The organism is Saccharopolyspora thermophila, from assembly GCF_014646075.1.
GTDB classification, from domain to species: Bacteria; Actinomycetota; Actinomycetes; order Mycobacteriales; family Pseudonocardiaceae; genus Saccharopolyspora; species Saccharopolyspora thermophila.
The window spans coordinates 24,606-40,795 of record NZ_BMMT01000024.1 but is presented as its reverse complement, the minus strand read 5'-3'; the positions used below and the strand labels follow the sequence as shown (position 1 = coordinate 40,795).

At 68.9% G+C, this 16,190-nt stretch carries 20 protein-coding genes; 12 read left to right on the top strand and 8 right to left on the bottom strand.

Annotation, left to right across the window (positions count from 1 at the left end):
* Positions 1-104 precede the first annotated feature (104 nt).
* A complete protein-coding gene (locus IEY17_RS23805; RefSeq protein WP_229680550.1) occupies positions 105-911 on the bottom strand; it encodes a helix-turn-helix domain-containing protein in 807 nt (268 codons plus the stop codon).
* Positions 912-1,036: 125 nt separating this feature from the next.
* Between IEY17_RS23805 and IEY17_RS23800 the strand changes: the two genes are divergently transcribed.
* The 4 genes from IEY17_RS23800 to IEY17_RS23785 all read left to right on the top strand — a co-directional run bounded on the left by IEY17_RS23800 (position 1,037) and on the right by IEY17_RS23785 (position 3,035).
* Positions 1,037-1,399 (top strand): nuclear transport factor 2 family protein, encoded by a 363-nt coding sequence (locus IEY17_RS23800; RefSeq protein WP_188991493.1) that lies wholly within the window; start codon positions 1,037-1,039, stop codon positions 1,397-1,399.
* Between the two features lie 302 nt (positions 1,400-1,701).
* Positions 1,702-1,881: a hypothetical protein gene (locus IEY17_RS23795; protein ID WP_188991491.1), complete on the top strand. Its 180-nt coding sequence runs from the start codon at positions 1,702-1,704 to the stop codon at positions 1,879-1,881.
* Positions 1,882-1,983: 102 nt separating this feature from the next.
* Positions 1,984-2,787: a helix-turn-helix domain-containing protein gene (locus tag IEY17_RS23790; RefSeq protein ID WP_188991522.1), complete on the top strand. Its 804-nt coding sequence runs from the start codon at positions 1,984-1,986 to the stop codon at positions 2,785-2,787.
* Entirely contained in the window at positions 2,784-3,035 is a 252-nt protein-coding gene (locus IEY17_RS23785) for a DUF397 domain-containing protein (protein WP_188991489.1), read from the top strand. Before IEY17_RS23790 ends, IEY17_RS23785 begins: the two co-directional genes overlap by 4 nt.
* A 63-nt stretch (positions 3,036-3,098) precedes the next feature.
* Here the strand turns inward: IEY17_RS23785 and pstB are convergent, their stop codons facing one another.
* The 5 genes from pstB to mshD form a co-directional block, all read right to left on the bottom strand.
* Positions 3,099-3,875 carry a phosphate ABC transporter ATP-binding protein PstB gene (pstB, locus tag IEY17_RS23780; protein ID WP_188991487.1) on the bottom strand — a complete coding sequence of 259 codons (777 nt, stop codon included), beginning with the start codon at positions 3,873-3,875 and terminating at the stop codon, positions 3,099-3,101.
* Positions 3,876-3,890: 15 nt separating this feature from the next.
* Positions 3,891-4,805 carry a phosphate ABC transporter permease PstA gene (gene pstA / locus IEY17_RS23775; protein ID WP_188991485.1) on the bottom strand — a complete coding sequence of 305 codons (915 nt, stop codon included), beginning with the start codon at positions 4,803-4,805 and terminating at the stop codon, positions 3,891-3,893.
* Positions 4,802-5,713: a phosphate ABC transporter permease subunit PstC gene (pstC, locus tag IEY17_RS23770; RefSeq protein ID WP_373289925.1), complete on the bottom strand. Its 912-nt coding sequence runs from the start codon at positions 5,711-5,713 to the stop codon at positions 4,802-4,804. Before pstC ends, pstA begins: the two co-directional genes overlap by 4 nt.
* Before the next feature lie 217 nt (positions 5,714-5,930).
* Positions 5,931-7,046, bottom strand: a complete 1,116-nt coding sequence (gene pstS, locus IEY17_RS23765; protein ID WP_188991481.1) for a phosphate ABC transporter substrate-binding protein PstS — start codon at positions 7,044-7,046, stop codon at positions 5,931-5,933.
* 224 nt (positions 7,047-7,270) lie between these two features.
* Complete coding sequence (gene mshD / locus IEY17_RS23760) at positions 7,271-8,224, bottom strand: mycothiol synthase (protein WP_373289924.1); 954 nt, start codon at positions 8,222-8,224, stop codon at positions 7,271-7,273.
* Positions 8,225-8,283: 59 nt separating this feature from the next.
* On the opposite strand from mshD, the gene IEY17_RS23755 reads away from it, so the two are divergent.
* Positions 8,284-9,507: an APC family permease gene (locus IEY17_RS23755; protein WP_188991478.1), complete on the top strand. Its 1,224-nt coding sequence runs from the start codon at positions 8,284-8,286 to the stop codon at positions 9,505-9,507.
* A 330-nt stretch (positions 9,508-9,837) separates the two neighbouring features.
* A complete protein-coding gene (locus tag IEY17_RS23750) occupies positions 9,838-10,572 on the top strand; it encodes a winged helix-turn-helix transcriptional regulator (protein ID WP_188991476.1) in 735 nt (244 codons plus the stop codon).
* A 151-nt stretch (positions 10,573-10,723) separates the two neighbouring features.
* Here the strand turns inward: IEY17_RS23750 and IEY17_RS23745 are convergent, their stop codons facing one another.
* Entirely contained in the window at positions 10,724-11,623 is a 900-nt protein-coding gene (locus tag IEY17_RS23745; RefSeq protein WP_229680546.1) for an alpha/beta fold hydrolase, read from the bottom strand.
* A gap of 342 nt (positions 11,624-11,965) precedes the next feature.
* Here IEY17_RS23745 and IEY17_RS23740 point away from each other — a divergent pair, with 342 nt between their 5' ends.
* From IEY17_RS23740 to IEY17_RS23720, 6 genes are all read left to right on the top strand, one after another.
* Positions 11,966-12,769 (top strand): LmeA family phospholipid-binding protein, encoded by an 804-nt coding sequence (locus IEY17_RS23740; protein WP_188991474.1) that lies wholly within the window; start codon positions 11,966-11,968, stop codon positions 12,767-12,769.
* Positions 12,766-13,197 (top strand): TlpA family protein disulfide reductase, encoded by a 432-nt coding sequence (locus IEY17_RS23735; protein ID WP_188991472.1) that lies wholly within the window; start codon positions 12,766-12,768, stop codon positions 13,195-13,197. The genes IEY17_RS23740 and IEY17_RS23735 overlap by 4 nt, the downstream gene beginning before the upstream one ends.
* Before the next feature lie 76 nt (positions 13,198-13,273).
* Positions 13,274-13,348, top strand: a complete 75-nt coding sequence (locus IEY17_RS26160; protein WP_350945149.1) for a putative leader peptide — start codon at positions 13,274-13,276, stop codon at positions 13,346-13,348.
* Between the two features lie 114 nt (positions 13,349-13,462).
* A complete protein-coding gene (locus tag IEY17_RS23730; protein ID WP_188991470.1) occupies positions 13,463-13,948 on the top strand; it encodes a DUF4395 domain-containing protein in 486 nt (161 codons plus the stop codon).
* On the top strand, positions 13,945-14,793 hold the full coding sequence (locus IEY17_RS23725; protein ID WP_188991468.1) for a sulfurtransferase: 849 nt from the start codon (positions 13,945-13,947) through the stop codon (positions 14,791-14,793). Before IEY17_RS23730 ends, IEY17_RS23725 begins: the two co-directional genes overlap by 4 nt.
* Before the next feature lie 112 nt (positions 14,794-14,905).
* Positions 14,906-15,205, top strand: a complete 300-nt coding sequence (locus IEY17_RS23720; RefSeq protein ID WP_188991466.1) for a DUF1416 domain-containing protein — start codon at positions 14,906-14,908, stop codon at positions 15,203-15,205.
* A 51-nt stretch (positions 15,206-15,256) separates the two neighbouring features.
* Here IEY17_RS23720 and IEY17_RS23715 read toward each other — a convergent pair whose 3' ends face one another.
* On the bottom strand, positions 15,257-16,000 hold the full coding sequence (locus IEY17_RS23715) for a class I SAM-dependent methyltransferase (protein ID WP_188991464.1): 744 nt from the start codon (positions 15,998-16,000) through the stop codon (positions 15,257-15,259).
* Positions 16,001-16,190: the final 190 nt, after the last annotated feature.

Below are 16,190 nucleotides of genomic sequence, written 5' to 3'. Positions count from 1 at the left end.
GGGCTTTTGGGGACCCGGGGGTGTCTGGGGGCGGGGTGCTTGGGAAGGAGGAAGTTCCCAAGTTCAAGCGAATCTGGGAATCCCCCCTGCGGTGGGCTTGTGAGTCAGGAGCTGGGTTCACCGGTTCGGTCTCGGAGGGTGTCCACTGTGGTCTGATCCGCGGGGAAGAAGGACTCGATCGCCAGTTCCGCGACCGTGACGTCCAGCGGGGTGCCGAAAACCGCCGTCATGCTCAGGAAAGCGAGTTCCCGGCCACGGTGGCGGAAGCGTAGCGGGACAACCACGTCGCTCGCGCCCGGCAGTTCGACCTCCGGTTCCGGCTGGTCGCACGGATAGTCACGGAGCTCCGCGAGGAGTTCGGCCAGTTCCGGGTCGGCTGTTGCGGCCGCCTGCCGACGGAGCCTGCCGAGGATGTGCGCCCGCCACTCGCCGAGGTTGGCGATGTTCGGCGCCATGCCGCGCGGATGCAGGCTCAGACGCAGCACGTTCACCGGCGGTTCCAGCAGGTCCGGAGCCACTTCCTCGAGGAACAGCCGGATACTGGCGTTGCTGTCGACGAGCCGCCACGCCCGGTCCACCACCAGCGCCGGGTGCGGTTCGTGCCCCGCCAGCACCTGGCGCAGGGCCGCGCGCACCGCTCCCAGTTCGGGCGCGTCGAGTCCGCTCGCCGGATACGCCGGGGCATAGCCGCCGGCCAGCAGGAGCTGATTGCGTTCGCGCAGCGGCACGTCCAGGTGTTCGCTGAGCCGCAGGATCATCTCCTTGGTCGGCTTGGACCGGCCGGTTTCGACGAAGCTGAGGTGCCGGGTCGAGATGTCGGCGTCGATGGAGAGCTGGAGCTGGCTGAGCCTGCGCCGCTGCCGCCACTCCCGCAGCAGCGCCCCCACCGGGCGCGGTTCCACCGTGGTCACATCTCGACCCTAGTCGGCCGGACCATTACCTCCGACGTAATCGACGGGATGACCGGCGCGCAGCAGGCTGGTGCTCACCAACGAAAGACGAGCGGAACTCCCGCTCAGCCACGAAGGGGAGCACGATGAGCTTCGACCGGTTGCTGGACCGCTACCTCGCCGCCTGGAACGAGCGGGACGCCGACAAGCGCCGCGCGCTGGTGGACGAGTTGTGGGCGCCGGAGGGCACCTACACCGACCCGCTGGCGGACGCGCGGGGCCGGGAGGCGGTCGACGCCACGATCGCGGCGGTGCAGGCCCAGTTCCCGGACTTCGCGTTCCGGGCGGGAGAGCTGTTCGACGCGCACCACGACATCGCCCGCTTCACCTGGGAGCTCGGCCCCGCGGGCGGCGAGGCCGTGGTGGTGGGCTTCGATGTGGTGGTGCTCGATGACGACGGCCGGATCCGGAACGTGCACGGTTTCCTGGACAAGGTCCCGACCGCGTGAGAGTGATCGGATGAGTGAACGGCACCCTTGTCCGACCGGTCGAGGGTGCCGTTCACCCGCACCGGTCCGGGCCGGCCGCGATCGCTGGGATGGCCGGTCGGTGCGTGGGGAGGGGTGACGCACCGACCGGCCCGCAGGGGCCGGGGACGCCGCGGGAGGGCGTCAGCCGCACGGCCCGGGGTTCGGGGTCAGAGGCGCCTGAGGGCGTCCAGAACTCTTCGCTGGAGTTCCGGCGGAGGCGGGGACGGGTCTGGTGTGGACAGTGGGATTACCGGTGTGGTGTCAGCTGGTTCTCGGAGGCGGTGGCGGCCGACTCGTTCGCGTTTCTGACGTTCTGCTTCAACCTGCGCGATCAGCTGCCAGACGGTCAGCGCTCCCTCACCGCCTCCGGCGTGCTGCGGGCGGTAGGTTCGCCAGCACGTCGTGATCAGGTAGAAGGCGGCTATACCGGAGATCGCGGCCAGTTGCGGCAGGGTGATTGACATTCAGGTGGTCCTCTCCGCTTTGATCCGGTTCGGGCTCTTCTCGCGCAACAGGCGGGAAATCTCGTCGAGGGCCGTGGCCGTGGCGGACTTGCCGCGGCGATCCGCGCTGTTCGGGAACACTCAGGTGTGAGCGGACGCGAGCTGAGCAGACGCCTGGGCCTGAGCCATGGAACGGTGTCGCACTGGGAAACCGGTCGCCGCGTACCAACGCCGGAAGATGTCGCGTCGCTGCTGACCGCTGCCGGAGTGACCGGCAAGGAGAAGCAGCGGTTGGTGGAACTCGCCCGTCACGCCAGCGAACCGAACTGGCTGACAGTCGGCATGCCGGGTATCCCGCACCAGCTCGCCGGAGCGGTCGAGTGCGAACGCTCGGCGTCCTCGATCGTCGAGTGGGCGCCAGCGATCATTCCCGGACTGTTGCAGTCGACCTACTACGCTCGTGCGGTCTCGATCGCTGGTGGTCTACCTGCTCATGAAGTCGAATCCCGCGTCATGCTGCGAATCGCTCGTCGTGAGGTCGTAGTTCGCAAGAATCCGGTGCACTTCTTGGCCTTGATCGGCGAGGACGCTCTTCGGGACAACATCGGCACTACCGAAACGATGCGTGAGCAACTCCAATACCTGCTGGAACTCGGTTCACGGGACAACGTGACGATCCGCGTGGTTCCACCACGTATAGGCTGGCACCCTGGCCTGGTGGGACCGTTCGTGCTCTACGACTTTCCGGACTCGCCTTCCGTCGTGCACTTCGAGCACTACAGCTCCGGGGCCTTCGTCCCTGACGCTGACGATGTTCAGGCGTATCGCGGTGCCATCGATCGCATTCTCAGTGTTTCACTCAGTCCTGCAGCCTCGGCGAAACTGATCGCACAAGTCCACGACGAGATGGAGTCGTCACAATGAAACCTGTCGGATGGCGTAAGTCCAGCTACAGCGGCAACCAAACCAACTGCGTCGAGGTCGGGCGCGTGACGGGCTGGCGGACCTCCAGCTACAGCCACCCCAACGGCAACTGCGTCGAGGTCGGTGGGTTATCCGGTGGGGCCGCGGTTCGTGACACCAAGGACCGGGACGGTGGGTACTTCACCACCACTCCCGCGCAGTGGCAGGCGTTCATCGCCGCCGTGAAGGGTGACCGGTTCCGTCGCTGAACAGCTCAGGGGCACCCTTCGCCAACTTCGTGAAGGGTGCCCCCTGACCACTGCTCGACGGGATCAGCCGAAGCGGCCGGAGATGTAGTCCTCCGTCGCCTTCTGGCTCGGGTTGGAGAAGATCTTGCCCGTCTCGTCGATCTCCACCAACTGGCCCGGCTCGCCCACCGCACGCAGGTTGAAAAACGCCGTCTGGTCGCTGACCCGCGCCGCCTGCTGCATGTTGTGGGTGACGATGACGATCGTGTAGTCCTGCTTGAGCTGCGAGATCAGGTCCTCGATCGCCAGGGTCGAGATCGGGTCCAACGCCGAGCACGGCTCGTCCATCAGCAGCACGTCCGGGCGCACCGCGATCGCCCGCGCGATGCACAGGCGCTGCTGCTGACCACCGGACAGGCCGCCGCCCGGCTTGCCGAGCCGGTCCTTGACCTCGTCCCAGAGGTTCGCGCCACGCAGGGCCTGCTCGGCGATCTCGTCGAGCTTGCTCTTGTTCTTCTCGCCCGCCAGCTTCAGCCCGGCCACCACGTTGTCCCGGATCGACATCGTCGGGAACGGGTTCGGCCGCTGGAACACCATGCCGATGGTGCGGCGCACCTGGACCGGGTCCACGTCGCTGGCGTAGATGTCCTCGCCGTCCAGCAGCACCTTGCCGTCGACCCGGGCGCCCGGGATGACCTCGTGCATCCGGTTCAGCGAACGCAGCACGGTCGACTTGCCACAACCGGACGGGCCAATGAAGGCGGTGACGCTGCGAGCCGGAACCTGCAGGGTCACGTCCTGCACGGCGTGGAACCTGCCGTAGTACAGGTTCAGGTCCTTGATGTCGAGACGCTTGGCCATGAGTTCGGTACCGCCCTATTTGGTCTTGATCGCGAAAAGCTTGGACAGCAGCGACGCGACGACGTTGATCAGCATGATGACCAGCACGAGGGTCAGCGCGGCCCCCCACATCCGGTAGTCACCGGCCTCGGTCGCGGTGCTGCGCTCCATGTAGATCGTCAGCGGCAGCGACGCCATCTCCCCGTCGAACAGGTTGAAGTTGATGGAGCTCGAGTAGCCCACCAGGATCAGCAGCGGAGCCGTCTCGCCCAGCACGCGGGCCAGACCGAGCATGACGCCGGTGACGATGCCCGACAGGGCCGTCGGCAGCACGATCCGGACGATCGTCTTCCATTTCGGCAGGCCGAGTGCGTAGGACGCCTCACGCAGCTCGTCCGGCACGATCAGCAGCATCGTCTCGGTGACCCGGACGACCACCGGGAGCATCAGCAGCAGCAGCGCGAACGCCACCGCGATGCCGCTGCGGGTGAAACCGAACGTGGTGATCCACAGCGCGTAGATGAACAGGCCCGCCACGATCGACGGCAGACCGCTGAGGATGTCCACCATGAACGTGGCGACCCGCGCCAACCGCGACTGGCGCCCGTACTCCACCAGGTAGATGCCGACCATGATGCCCAGCGGCACCGAGATGACCAGGCACACCAGCCCTTCGAGAAGGGTACCGGCGAGCGCGTGGTAGATGCCGCCGCCGAAGTCGGTGGGCAGCAGGCCGTTGAACGAGTGCGTCCACCAGGTGCTGCTGAGCACCGGCCGCAGGCCGCGCTCCAGCAGCGTCCACAGCACCCACAGCAGCGGCACGACAGCGACCACGAACGCCGCGGCGAACAGCGTGGTCGCCAGGTTGTTCTTGATCTTGCGGGCGGCGCTGATCCGCTGGAACGCCGGTGGCGTGGCCGGCTGCTCCACGTCAGCGGTGTCGGTCCTCATGCTTTCCCCCTACCGCTGGCGTTCTCGATCCACCGGGCGATCGCGTTGACGGCGAAGGTGATGATGAACAGCACCAGCCCGGCCGAGATGTAGGCGCCCACCTGCAGGTTGTTGTTGAACTCGGCGGCACCGAGCGCGATCTTGGAGGCGAAGGTGGCGCCGGCGTCGAAGATGCTGTAGTTCGGCGGCGCATTGACCATGCTCAGGATGATCGTCAGCGCCATGGTCTCGCCGAGGGCCCGACCCAGCCCCAGCATCGAGCCCCCGATGAAGCCGTTGCGGCCGAACGGCCACACCGTGGTGCGCACGACCTCCCACTGCGTGGCGCCGAGCGCCAGGGCGCCCTCGATCTGGGCGGTGGGGGTGCGGGAGAAGACCTCGCGGGTCACCCCGGTGATCGTCGGGATGATCATCACGGCGAGCACGATGCCCGCGGTGAACACGTCCGTTCCCGACCCCAGCGGCTGCACGTTGCCCTGGGCGAACAGCGGGATCCAGCCGAGGTTCTCGTTCAGCCACAGCGCGACCGGCCGCAGCACCGGGCCCAGCACCAGGAAGCCCCACAGGCCGTAGACCACCGAGGGGACCGCGGCCAGCAGGTCGACGAGGTAGGCGAACGGGCGCGCCAGGCTGCGCGGGGCGTAGCGCGTCAGGAACAGCGCAATGCCGCAGGACAGCGGCATCGCGATGATCAGCGCGACCACCGAGCTGGCCACGGTGATCCAGGCCAGATCGAGGATCCCGAAACTCATGTTGTTCGGGTCCCGGGTGTCCCACGCCCGGCTGAACAGGAAGTTCACCTGGTTGACCTGCAGCGCCGGGATCGCGCGGATCAGCAGGAAGATCCCGATCGCGGCGATGAGCGCCACGACGAAGGCGCCGGAGGCGGTCGCGATCGCGGAGAACACCCGGTCGCCGATGCGGAAGGTTTTGCCCGCGGACGTGTCAGGAGCGGAAATGGCAGCCTCCGGTCCGGAACTGGGCGCCGAAGCGCCCCGCGGCGCACCGGCATGGGTGTCCGCGGGGCGCAGATCGGCTCTCGTCGAGTCGGTCACTGCTTCGTGCAGCCTCTCACTTCGTGTGTTCGACCCGCTGTTCGCCCTGGTCAAGTGCGACCCGGGTTACTCACGAGATGGCGTTGACGGCCGCGAGAACCTTGCCCTTGAAGGCATCCGGCAGCGGCACGTAGCCGGCCTTCTCGAGCTGCTGGGGGTCGGCGTTGGCGGCCACCGTCAGGAACGCCTTCACGGCCTTGGTGGTCTCCGGGTCGTAGCCCTTCGAGCAGACGATCTCGTAGGTGTTCAGGACGATCGGGTAGACGCCCGCCGACTTGTTGCCGTAGATCGACTCGAGGTTGACCCGCAGGTCGTGGCCCTGGCCGTCGACCTGGGCGGCCTCGATGGCCTTGCCGACGTTGGCGGTGGTCAGCTCCACCGGGCCGGCCCCGCTGTCGATCTTGGCGATGCCCAGGCCGAGGTTCTTGGCGAAGGACCACTCGACGTAGGTGATGCCGCCCTGGGTGGCCTTGACGGACTGGGCGACCTGGTCGCTGCCGTCGCGGCCCTGGCCGACGCCGGGCCCGCCCTGGAAGGTCTTGCCCTTGCCAGCCCAGGCCCCGCCGGTGGCGGTGGTCAGGTACTTCTGGAAGTTCTCGGTGGTGCCCGACTCGTCCGAGCGGAAGAACGGCACGATGTCGGTGGCCGGCAGCTGCGCGTTCGGGTTCAGCGCCCTGATCGCCGGGTCGTCCCACTTCCTGATCTGGCCCTGGTAGATCTTGCTGACCACGTCGGCGTTGAGGGTCAGGTCGGTGATGCCGGGCAGGTTGTAGGCGATGGCGACCGGGCCGAACACCATCGGGATGTTCCAGGCCGGGTTGCCCTGGCAACGCTCGGCGGCCCTGGCGACCTCGCCCTTCTCCTCGCTCAGCGGCGAGTCGGAACCGCCGAAGTCGACCTGGGCGGCGGTGAAGGCCGCCACGCCCTTGCCGGAACCCGACTTGGTGTAGTTGACGGTCTGGCCCTGGCACTTGAGGCCGTAGTCGCGGGCGAAGACGTCGACGGCGTTCTTCTGCGCCGAGGAACCCTCACCGGAAACCGGCTTGGTGCCGCACTCGACCTGCAGGTTGTCGAGGGCGGGGTTGCCACCGCCCTGCGGGACGTTCTGATCGGTACCGCAGCCGGCGAGCACGAGCGCGCCGGCGGTGAGGACGGCGAACGCGGCGCTGTGCCGCTTGATCTTCACTTGGTTCCTCCACTCGGAAACACCTGCGGTTGCGCGGCCAAGCAGGCGCGGGCCCGCGCGTCGGTGCCGCTCGGAACCGGACGTTAGGGAGTCGGGGTGGACTCTCTTCGCCATTGAAGTGAACGGAAGGTGAACAAAGCACGCTAAGTAAGCAGGGCCACACTCCTTCGAGGGAAACCGGAAGGATCACCAACGCTTAGCTGGTAACTGACGGCAACGATCGATCAACGACCGAATTGCACATCCGTATCCCATTTCTCGAACCCCAAACGCTGGTAGACCTTGATGGCCGGAGCGTTGTCAGCCTCGACGTAGAGCATCACCCGACGGCACCCAGTGTTGCGCAGGTGTCGTAGACCGGACACTGTCAGTGACCTCCCCAGGCCGCCGCCCTGCGCCGAGGGGTCGACGCCGACCACGTACACCTCTCCCATCCCGTCGGGGTGCACCTTCGTCCAGTGGAAGCCGAGCAGCCGATCGTGCGCATCCACGGCGAGAAAGAAACCGGCGGCGTCGAACCACTCCTCGCGCTCCTTGATGCGCAGGTCCTGCTCGGTCATGCCGCCCTGCTCCGGGTGCCAGGCGAACGCCCGGCGGTTGACGTCCACCACCGCCGCCTCGTCCCGGCCCACCCGGAACGTGCGGATACGCACCTCCTCCGGCAACTCCACCACCGGCAACGCCGGTTCGGTGAGGTCCCGGCCCATCCGCCACAGCTCCCGCGGTCGGCTGAACCCGTAGCGCTCGGCCAACCGCAGCGCGCCCGGGTGCTCGCCGTGCGACCAGATCCGCAGCCGGCCCAGATCGGGCGCGGGCTCCAGGGACAACTCGGCGCGTTCCAGCAGTGCCTCCACCAGGCGCGTCCCGGCACCCCTGCGACGGTGGTCGGGGTGCACGGCCAACTCGGCGACCAGCTGCCCGGTCGCCTTCTCGTGCTCGGTGTCCAGGTGCGCGTACCCGATCAGCACGCCGCCGGTGTCGCGCACCACGAAGTGCTCGGAGCGCACGTCGGCCTGCACCGGCTCGATCTGGTGGATCACGTCCCGGTGCGCCTTGAGCCGCAGGATCACGTGTTCCCCGACCGGGGCCACCCCGTCGGCCTGCGCGGTCTTGTCGAGCAGGCCCATCACCTCGGCCGCCTCGCTGCTGTCCAATCCGTTCCGCCACGTCAGCTGCACGCCCTCGACGTTACCCACGTTCCTTGCCCCGGACCCGGGTGCGGCGCTAGGAACATCGCGTGCCTCCACTCCACCGGCGGCTGGGCACCACCGACGCCGTCGTGATCGGTCTCAGCTCCATGATCGGCGCCGGACTGTTCAGCGTCTTCGCCCCGGCAGCCGCGGCCGCGGGCCCGGCCCTGCTGATCGGCCTGCTGGTCGCCGCGATCGTCGCCTTCTGCAACGCGAGCAGCTCCGCGGTCCTCGCCGCGCGGTACCCGGCGGCGGGCGGCACCTACGTCTACGGCCGCGAACGGCTCAGCCCGTTCTGGGGCTACCTCGCCGGGTGGGGGTTCGTGATCGGCAAGACGGCGTCCTGCGCGGCGATGGCGCTGACCGCCGCCGCCTACCTCGTGCCCGGGCACCGGGAGCTCGCCGCCGCGGCGTTCGCCGCGGTCCTCGGCGCCGTCAACTACGCCGGCGTGACCCGCACCGCGAAACTCGCCCGCATCCTGCTCGGGATCACCCTCGCCGCGCTCGCGGTGGTGCTCACGGCGATCTGGTTCGGCGGCGCCCCGGCCGTCCCGGCGGTCTCGGCCCCGGCGCCGCTGGGCGTCCTGCAGTCCGCCGGGCTGCTGTTCTTCGCGTTCGCGGGCTACGCCCGCATCGCCACGCTCGGGGAGGAGGTGCGCGACCCGCGGCGCACGATCCCGCGGGCGATCCCGATCGCGTTGGGCCTCGTGGTGTGCCTGTACCTGGTGGTCGGGGTGTCGCTGCTGGCGGCGCTGGGGTCGGCGGGACTCGCCGCGTCACCCGCTCCGCTGGTGGATGCGCTGCGGTCGGGCCAGTGGCCGCAGCTGTCGCCGGTGGCGGTCACGGGAGCCGGGGTCGCCGCGCTCGGGGCCCTGTTGGCGCTGCTCGCGGGAGTGGGGCGGACGACGTTGGCGATGGCGCGGGAGCGGGACCTGCCCGCGGGGTTGGCGGCGGTGCACCCGCGGTTCGGCACGCCGCACCGGGCGGAGCTGGTGATCACCGCGGCGGTGGTGCTGCTGGTGCTGGTCACCGACCTGCGCGCAGCGATCGGGTTCTCGTCCTTCGGTGTGCTGGTGTACTACGCGATCGCCAACGCCTCGGCTTTCACGCTGCCACGTTCGCAGCGCTGGTTCCCCCAGGCCCTTCCGGTGGTGGGGCTCGTGGGCTGCGTGGTGCTCGCGTTCTCGCTGCCGTGGACGGCGGTGGCGACGGGCGTGGCCTGCTTCGCGGCCGGCACAGCCTTCTGGTGGTGGCGCCACCGCACCAGGTGAACGTTGCACATGCGCCTGAAGTGGGTGGTCACGGCTCCGCATCGCAGCGCCACCGGGTTTGGCTTTCCAGGACAGCGCTGGCGGCAACGCCGTCCGCGCAGCGGGTACCGTCGGTGGCGGTGAGCGCGACCGGGTGGGCGTGACACCTGTTCGAAACAAGGGTTCGCGAAACTTTCACAATTGTGACGCCCGCCGGTTGGACCTGGGTTTTTCCGCCGCTTGTCGGTTATTCTCCTTGCCATCCACAGGCAACGACGCCGCGTCATCCGCCGGTTGCGGATGGCTGCTCTCCCGCGTCGGTTGTTCTCGCCTTGGGACGGAGGCCCCTCCATGAGCTCCGAGCTGCTGCTGTTGACCAGTGAATCCGACTGTGAGGCCGTGCTGCCCGCGCTGGCCCTGCTGCCGCACCGGGTCCGCACGGTGCCCGCCGACCCCGGCGCCGCTCTCTCCGCCGGTGCGCACGACGTGGTCCTGGTCGACGCTCGCACCGACCTGGCCGGAGCCCGGGACCTGTGCCGGCTGCTGTCCTCGTCCGGGGATGTCCCGGTGGTGGCGCTGGTCAACGAGGGCGGCCTGGTCACCGTCAGCGCCGAGTGGGGGGTCGACGAGATCCTGCTGCCGACCACCGGTCCGGCGGAGATCGACGCCCGCCTGCGGCTGCTGCTCTCCCGCCGCGGCAGTACCTCCGGCGACGGTTCGCTGAGCATTGGTGACCTGGTGATCGAGGAGGCCACCTACACCGCGCGGCTCAAGGGGCGGGCGCTGGAGCTCACCTACAAGGAGTTCGAGCTGCTGAAGTTCCTCGCGCAGCACGCGGGCCGCGTGTTCACCCGCGCCCAGCTGCTGCAGGAGGTGTGGGGCTACGACTTCTTCGGCGGCACCCGGACGGTGGACGTGCACGTGCGGCGGCTGCGCGCGAAGCTCGGCCCGGAGCACGACTCGATGATCGGCACGGTCCGCAACGTGGGCTACAAGTTCGTCCGCCCGAAGAGCGCGGTGTCCCCGCTGGAGGCGGAGCTGGAGACCGCCGACCAGACGGACCGCGAAGCGGTCCCGACCCGCTGACCAGCCAACACCCCAGCGACCAGGCGATACCCGTCCCAGCGACCTTTACCGGGTGATCACGGGGGCGACACCCAGCTTCCAGCAAGTCGGAAGCCAAGGGCCCGGCGGTGGGCAGCCGCCTCGGCCACCCACCCGGTTCGCTGGGGCAGGACTACATCTCCTCGGCAGCCTGCGTGGTGACGCGCTCGATGGCCTGGATCGCGAGGTCCGGCTCGTCGCGGTAGATGTAGTGGCCACTCCTGGTAGCCGTGACCAGGGTGCTGCGGGAGGACAACGCGAGCCACTTCCGCTGGCCCTCGGCCCAGATCCGCTCCAGGTCCGGCCCGTACTGCGGGATGGCCGCGAGGTCCTGCCTGCCGTGCTGGACCACCTGCACCGGGATGTCCCCGGCTGCGCGAACCTCGCCGTCCTGGACCCGCAGCTGCTCCGGGTTGGCGCCCTCGCGCATCGCGATCATCTGCTCGCGCACGGCCGCTGCCGGGCCGATGTCGCCCTCGGGCAGCAGCGCCAGGGTGTCGGCGATCGCCGTCGGCCCGGTGGCGTCCAGCAGCACCAAGCCCACGACCCGGTCCTGGTGGTCGGGGGCGTACCGGGCCGCGAGCAGCCCGCCCATGGAGTGCCCGGCGAGCACGACCGGGTGCTCGCCCATCGCCTTGTCGAGCACCGCGGTCAGGATCTGCCCGTTGCTGGCGAAGTCCTGCGGGGCGTCCGGCTGGTCGCTGGCGCCTTCGCCCAGCCGGTCGTAGGAGCAGACCCGGTTGTGCGCGCTCAGCGACTTCTGCAGGTCGCCCATCGCCTCCAGCCCGTCGCCGAACCCGAGCAGCAGCATGATCGCCGGCTTGTCCTCGACCGGGTTCCCGGTGCAGGAGACGTTCACCGACTTGCCGTTCACCTCGATCTTCTGGGTGCCGGTGAACAGGTTCGATTCGGTCTCCGAGCTGTCCAGCGAGTCCAGGCCGGCATTCGGACCCTCGTCGCAACCGGTCAGCAGCGCCATGACCGCCGCGCAGATCAGCGCGGTCGCACCGGTCGCCCTGGAAAGGTGGAACACATCGATCTCCACAACTAGGAGCACTACGGAAAGCAGCGGAGTTCACGCCGTGGCGCGGCTTCCCGTTGTGCGAGTCGGCCCTTGCCCGGCCGCAGGAATCCCGCATGCCGACAGGTGATCCTGCCGAACAGTGGCGCCGCATTCTACAAGGCATGATCAAGACTTCACCCAACGTGCACACTCGGGCAGGCCAACTGCCCCGAGGTCCTGATTCGACAGGCGGGCACGGGCACGCCGAGAGCGCGACGCAACCGCCTCGCCGGGTGGGCGGCCGATACAGTGGGTTCACTCGGTCGTGGTGGCCGCACGTCACCCCAGCCCCGACCCCGATTGGACCGCTCGGTGAAGAAGCTCGCCATCGCCCTCGTGATCCTCATCGGTCTGCTGGTCGCCGCCGACTTCGGCGCCGCCGCGTTCGCCGAGTACCAGGTGGCCAAGCGGATGGCGGCGCAGCTGCAGCTCCGGGAAACCCCCGACGTGCGGATCAACGGCTTCCCGTTCCTCACCCAGGCCGTGGCCGGTGACTACCGCGATGTCCAGGTGGCGGCCAACGCGGTGCACGTCGCCCAGTTCAACGAGCTCGGCATCGAGGCCGACCTGCACCACGCGCGGGTGTCCACCGCCGAGGTGCTGGCCGGGACCGCGGACCGCATCACCGTCGACCAGCTCACCGGCCGGGTGAAGCTGCGCGCCTCCGACATCGCCCGGATCATCGGTATCCAGGATCTGACGATCAACCCGGCGCTCAAGGACGCGCTGGCCGACGAGGACGGCAACATCAGCCCGGCCGACGAGCAGCTGGCCGCCGGCACCGACGACACGAAGGCCGTGGTGCAGCTCGACGGCACCGTGAACATCGCCGGATCGGACAACAAGGTGCGGGTCATCGCGGTGCTGTCGCTGGTGGGCGACACGATGCAGATCGAGCCCCGCAAGCTCGACCTGAACAACAGCGCGCTGGGCCCCATCGAGCTGCCGGAGATCTTCGAGCAGTCGGTGCTCAGGCAGTTCAGCACCACCCTCGATCCCGGGGCGCTGCCGTTCCAGCTGCAGCCGACCGCGGTGCGCGCCGAGCGCGGCGCGCTGGTCATCGAGGGCACCGCGGACAACGTCACCATCAGCGGGAACGGGGTGACCACGGGGTGAACGCCGGGACCTGGGCGCTGCTGGTCGCCGTCGCCGTGGCCGTCGGCTTCGGCCTGGTGTGGCGGGCGCGGCAGGGCCGGGTGCGCGCGACGACCAGCGAGGAGATCGTGCACGACCAGTTACCCGAGGAGCTGCGCGCGCAACTCGCCGACGCGCCGGACGCGAAGGTGACGCTGCTGCAGCTGTCCACCACGTTCTGCGCCCCGTGCCGCCACACCCGCATCCTGCTGTCCGACCTGGCGCAGCGCACCGCGGGCCTGCGGCACGTGGAGGTGGACCTCACCGACCACCCCGAATGGTCCACCCCGTTGCGGGTGCACACCACGCCGACCACGCTCATCCTGGACCGCACCGGGCGGGAGCTGTTCCGCGTCCGCGGCGTCCCGCGCCGCGACGAGCTCGCGGTCGCCCTCCAACCCCACCTGTGACCCAGAGGTGCGCGACACACGTCTCACCCAGTGAACGAACTTCCCGCCGATCGGTCCAACCGGTAACCTCCGAGCCGTGCATGTACTGCTGACCCGAAGGCGCGCGGTCGATCTGTGCCGCGTGGGCAGCAGCCTGTGTTGCGGGCACTGACCGGGCGGTAGTACGCGTCCTGCACCTCATCGCACGGCCCCAGCCGGCCACGAGGGTGCGCGTCCCACCGTCTGACGGACTCGGCAATCGACGTCCACAGTCAGGAGGCCCCGCATGTCCGCCGCAACGCTCGACCCCCGTGGTGTCCGCTTCACCGCGGCGTTCACCAGCGTGATCCTGGCCCTCGGCCTGGTCACCTCCAGCTGGCGCGTGCTGGCCGCCCAGACGGTGCTGTTCGGGATGTGCGCGTTCGTCGGGTTGCGGCTCAATCCATGGGGGTACGTATACAGGCGGGCCGTGCAGCCGCGGCTCGCGCCGGTTGACCCGGCCGACCGCGAGGACCCCGCCCCGGTCCGCTTCTCCCAGGGCGTCGGGTTCGTGTTCGCGCTGGTGGCGACCGTCGGATACGCCGCCGAGTGGACCACCGTGGGCATCGTGGCGAACGCGTTCGCACTGGTGGCGGCGCTGCTCAACGCGGTGTTCGGCTACTGCCTCGGCTGCCAGATGTACCTGCTGCTCCGGCGCGTGGCGTCCGCCGGTGCGTCCACTTCAGACATCCTCTTCAAACACCGAGAAACCAACGAAGGAGTCGCTCGATGAGCCGCGCAGAGGTCCTGGTCTCCACCGAATGGGCCGAGCAGAACCTGAACACCCCGGGCGTGGTGTTCGCCGAGGTGGACGAGGACACCACCGCCTACGACGGCGGCCACATTCCCGGGGCCATCAAGCTGGACTGGAAGAACGAGCTGCAGGACCACGTCCGCCGTGACTTCGTCAACCGGGAGGGCTTCGAGAAGCTGCTGTCCGCCAAGGGCATCAGCAACGACGACACGGTGATCCTGTACGGCGGCAACAACAACTGGTTCGCCGCGTACGCCTACTGGTACTTCAAGCTGTACGGGCACGCTGACGTCAAGCTGCTCGACGGCGGCCGCAAGAAGTGGGAGCTCGACGGCCGCGAGCTGACCAAGGAGGAGCCGAACCGGCCCGCGACCACCTACAAGGCGCAGGAGCCGGACACCTCGATCCGTGCGTTCCGCGACGAGGTCGTCGACGCGATCGGCAACAAGAACCTGGTCGACGTCCGCTCGCCCGACGAGTTCGCGGGCAAGCTGCTGGCCCCGGCGCACCTGCCGCAGGAGTCGGCGCAGCGCGCCGGGCACATCCCGACCGCGATCAACGTGCCGTGGAGCAAGGCGGCCAACGAGGACGGCACCTTCAAGTCGGACGACGAGCTGCGGGAGATCTACGCCGAGGCCGGGCTGGACACCTCCAAGGAGACCATCGCCTACTGCCGCATCGGCGAGCGCTCCTCGCACACCTGGTTCGTCCTGCGTGAGCTGCTCGGCCACACCAACGTCAAGAACTACGACGGGTCGTGGACCGAGTACGGCTCGCTGGTCGGCGTGCCGATCGAGAACCCGGCCGAAGAAGCCAAGAACTGACAACCGCCTCCGGGCTCACCTCGCGCACCGGATGCCCGTGGCGTGAGGTGGGCCAGGCGGCTGCGCCGCTGCGAAGGCGAGAAGACCCGGAAACGAAGGTGGGAGTACAAGCATGAGTGGATGCGGAGCACCGCAGCAGTCGTCGGTGGCGGTCGCCGAGCACACCGACCAGGTCGTGGTGACGGGCAAGGTGCGGGCTGGGGACCAGCCGGTCGGCGGCGCTTTCGTCCGCCTGCTGGACTCCTCCGGCGAGTTCACCGCGGAGGTCGTGTCCTCGCCGGAAGGTGACTTCCGGTTCTACGCGGCCCCGGGCACGTGGACGGTCCGGGCCCTGCACCGCGAGGGCACGGGCGAGGCGGGCGTCACGACGTCCGGCCCGGGCGTGCACGCCGTGGACATCGCCGTCGCCTGATCGGCGCACCTCAAGCGGAGGGCACCTCCCAGCGGAGGTGCCCTCCGCTCGTTACAGGGCGGTGGAGCGGAGCAGGGCGAAGGCCCGCTCGTCGCGGTCCTGGGAACGCGGATCGGAGTCCTCGGTGCAGCCCACCGTGGTGAACTCGACGACCTCCCAGCCGGTGCGGGCGAACAGTCGGCGCAGCCCGGTCTCGCTGAAGATCCAGTAGTTCGTCGCGTCGTTGTTGGCCTCGGCCGGGTTCAGCAGGTACGTCACCGGCAGGTGCTGGATCCGGGTGCCGTCCGGCGCGACCTGCGCCACCCGCGTGGACAGGAAGCACAGTTCGGCGTGCCTGGCCAGCGACTCCAGCACGAAGAACGGGTTCTTCAGGTGGTACAGCAGCCCCAGGAAGAACACCGCGCCGTAGCGCTCGGCGGGCAGCGCGAACTGCGAGTCCAGGTCGATCTCGTGTACCTGGACGTCCGAAGCGAGCTCCTTGACCAGCAGCCGCGCGCCGCGCAGCCCGTTGAAGTTCGTCGGCGCGTTGTCGATCACGTCCACCTGACAGCCCAGCTCGGCCTCCAGGAAGAACCCGAAGTCGCCGTCCGCCGCGCCGATGTCGGCCACCCGGGTGCCCGCGATGCGGTCGAAGATCTGCCGCTGCGGGCCGCTGAGCAGCGCGTCCAGGTGGAAGATGTTGGCCATCGTGTCGTACGGGTACCAGCCGAAGTCGGTGGGCGCGATCTTGTCCTTGCGCGCCAGCAACTCGTCACGGAAGGCCAGCGCCCGCTCGCGCAGCGTGTCGAAGTCCATGTGCTTCCCGTCGGTGGGTCGACGTCGGTGTTCGCCCAGATCATGCCGGACGCCACACCTCGACCAGCGCCCGCGGTGGTTATCCTTTGTGCGTGGAACTCATCGACTTCCTGCACTACGGCCTCGTCACGCTCGTCGGCCTCGCGGCGGTGGCGACCGTCTGGTTCGCCTGCTACGTGGTGTACCGCCT

Coding starts and splice junctions, on each gene's coding strand:
- IEY17_RS23720 (WP_188991466.1), top strand. CDS start 14,906: ATGAGTGGATGCGGAGCACCGCAGCAGTCGTCGGTGGCGGTCGCCGAG.
- IEY17_RS23800 (WP_188991493.1), top strand. CDS start 1,037: ATGAGCTTCGACCGGTTGCTGGACCGCTACCTCGCCGCCTGGAACGAG.
- pstB (WP_188991487.1), bottom strand. CDS start 3,875: ATGGCCAAGCGTCTCGACATCAAGGACCTGAACCTGTACTACGGCAGG.
- pstA (WP_188991485.1), bottom strand. CDS start 4,805: ATGAGGACCGACACCGCTGACGTGGAGCAGCCGGCCACGCCACCGGCG.
- IEY17_RS23750 (WP_188991476.1), top strand. CDS start 9,838: ATGAGCTCCGAGCTGCTGCTGTTGACCAGTGAATCCGACTGTGAGGCC.
- IEY17_RS23715 (WP_188991464.1), bottom strand. CDS start 16,000: ATGGACTTCGACACGCTGCGCGAGCGGGCGCTGGCCTTCCGTGACGAG.
- IEY17_RS23785 (WP_188991489.1), top strand. CDS start 2,784: ATGAAACCTGTCGGATGGCGTAAGTCCAGCTACAGCGGCAACCAAACC.
- IEY17_RS23725 (WP_188991468.1), top strand. CDS start 13,945: ATGAGCCGCGCAGAGGTCCTGGTCTCCACCGAATGGGCCGAGCAGAAC.
- IEY17_RS23730 (WP_188991470.1), top strand. CDS start 13,463: ATGTCCGCCGCAACGCTCGACCCCCGTGGTGTCCGCTTCACCGCGGCG.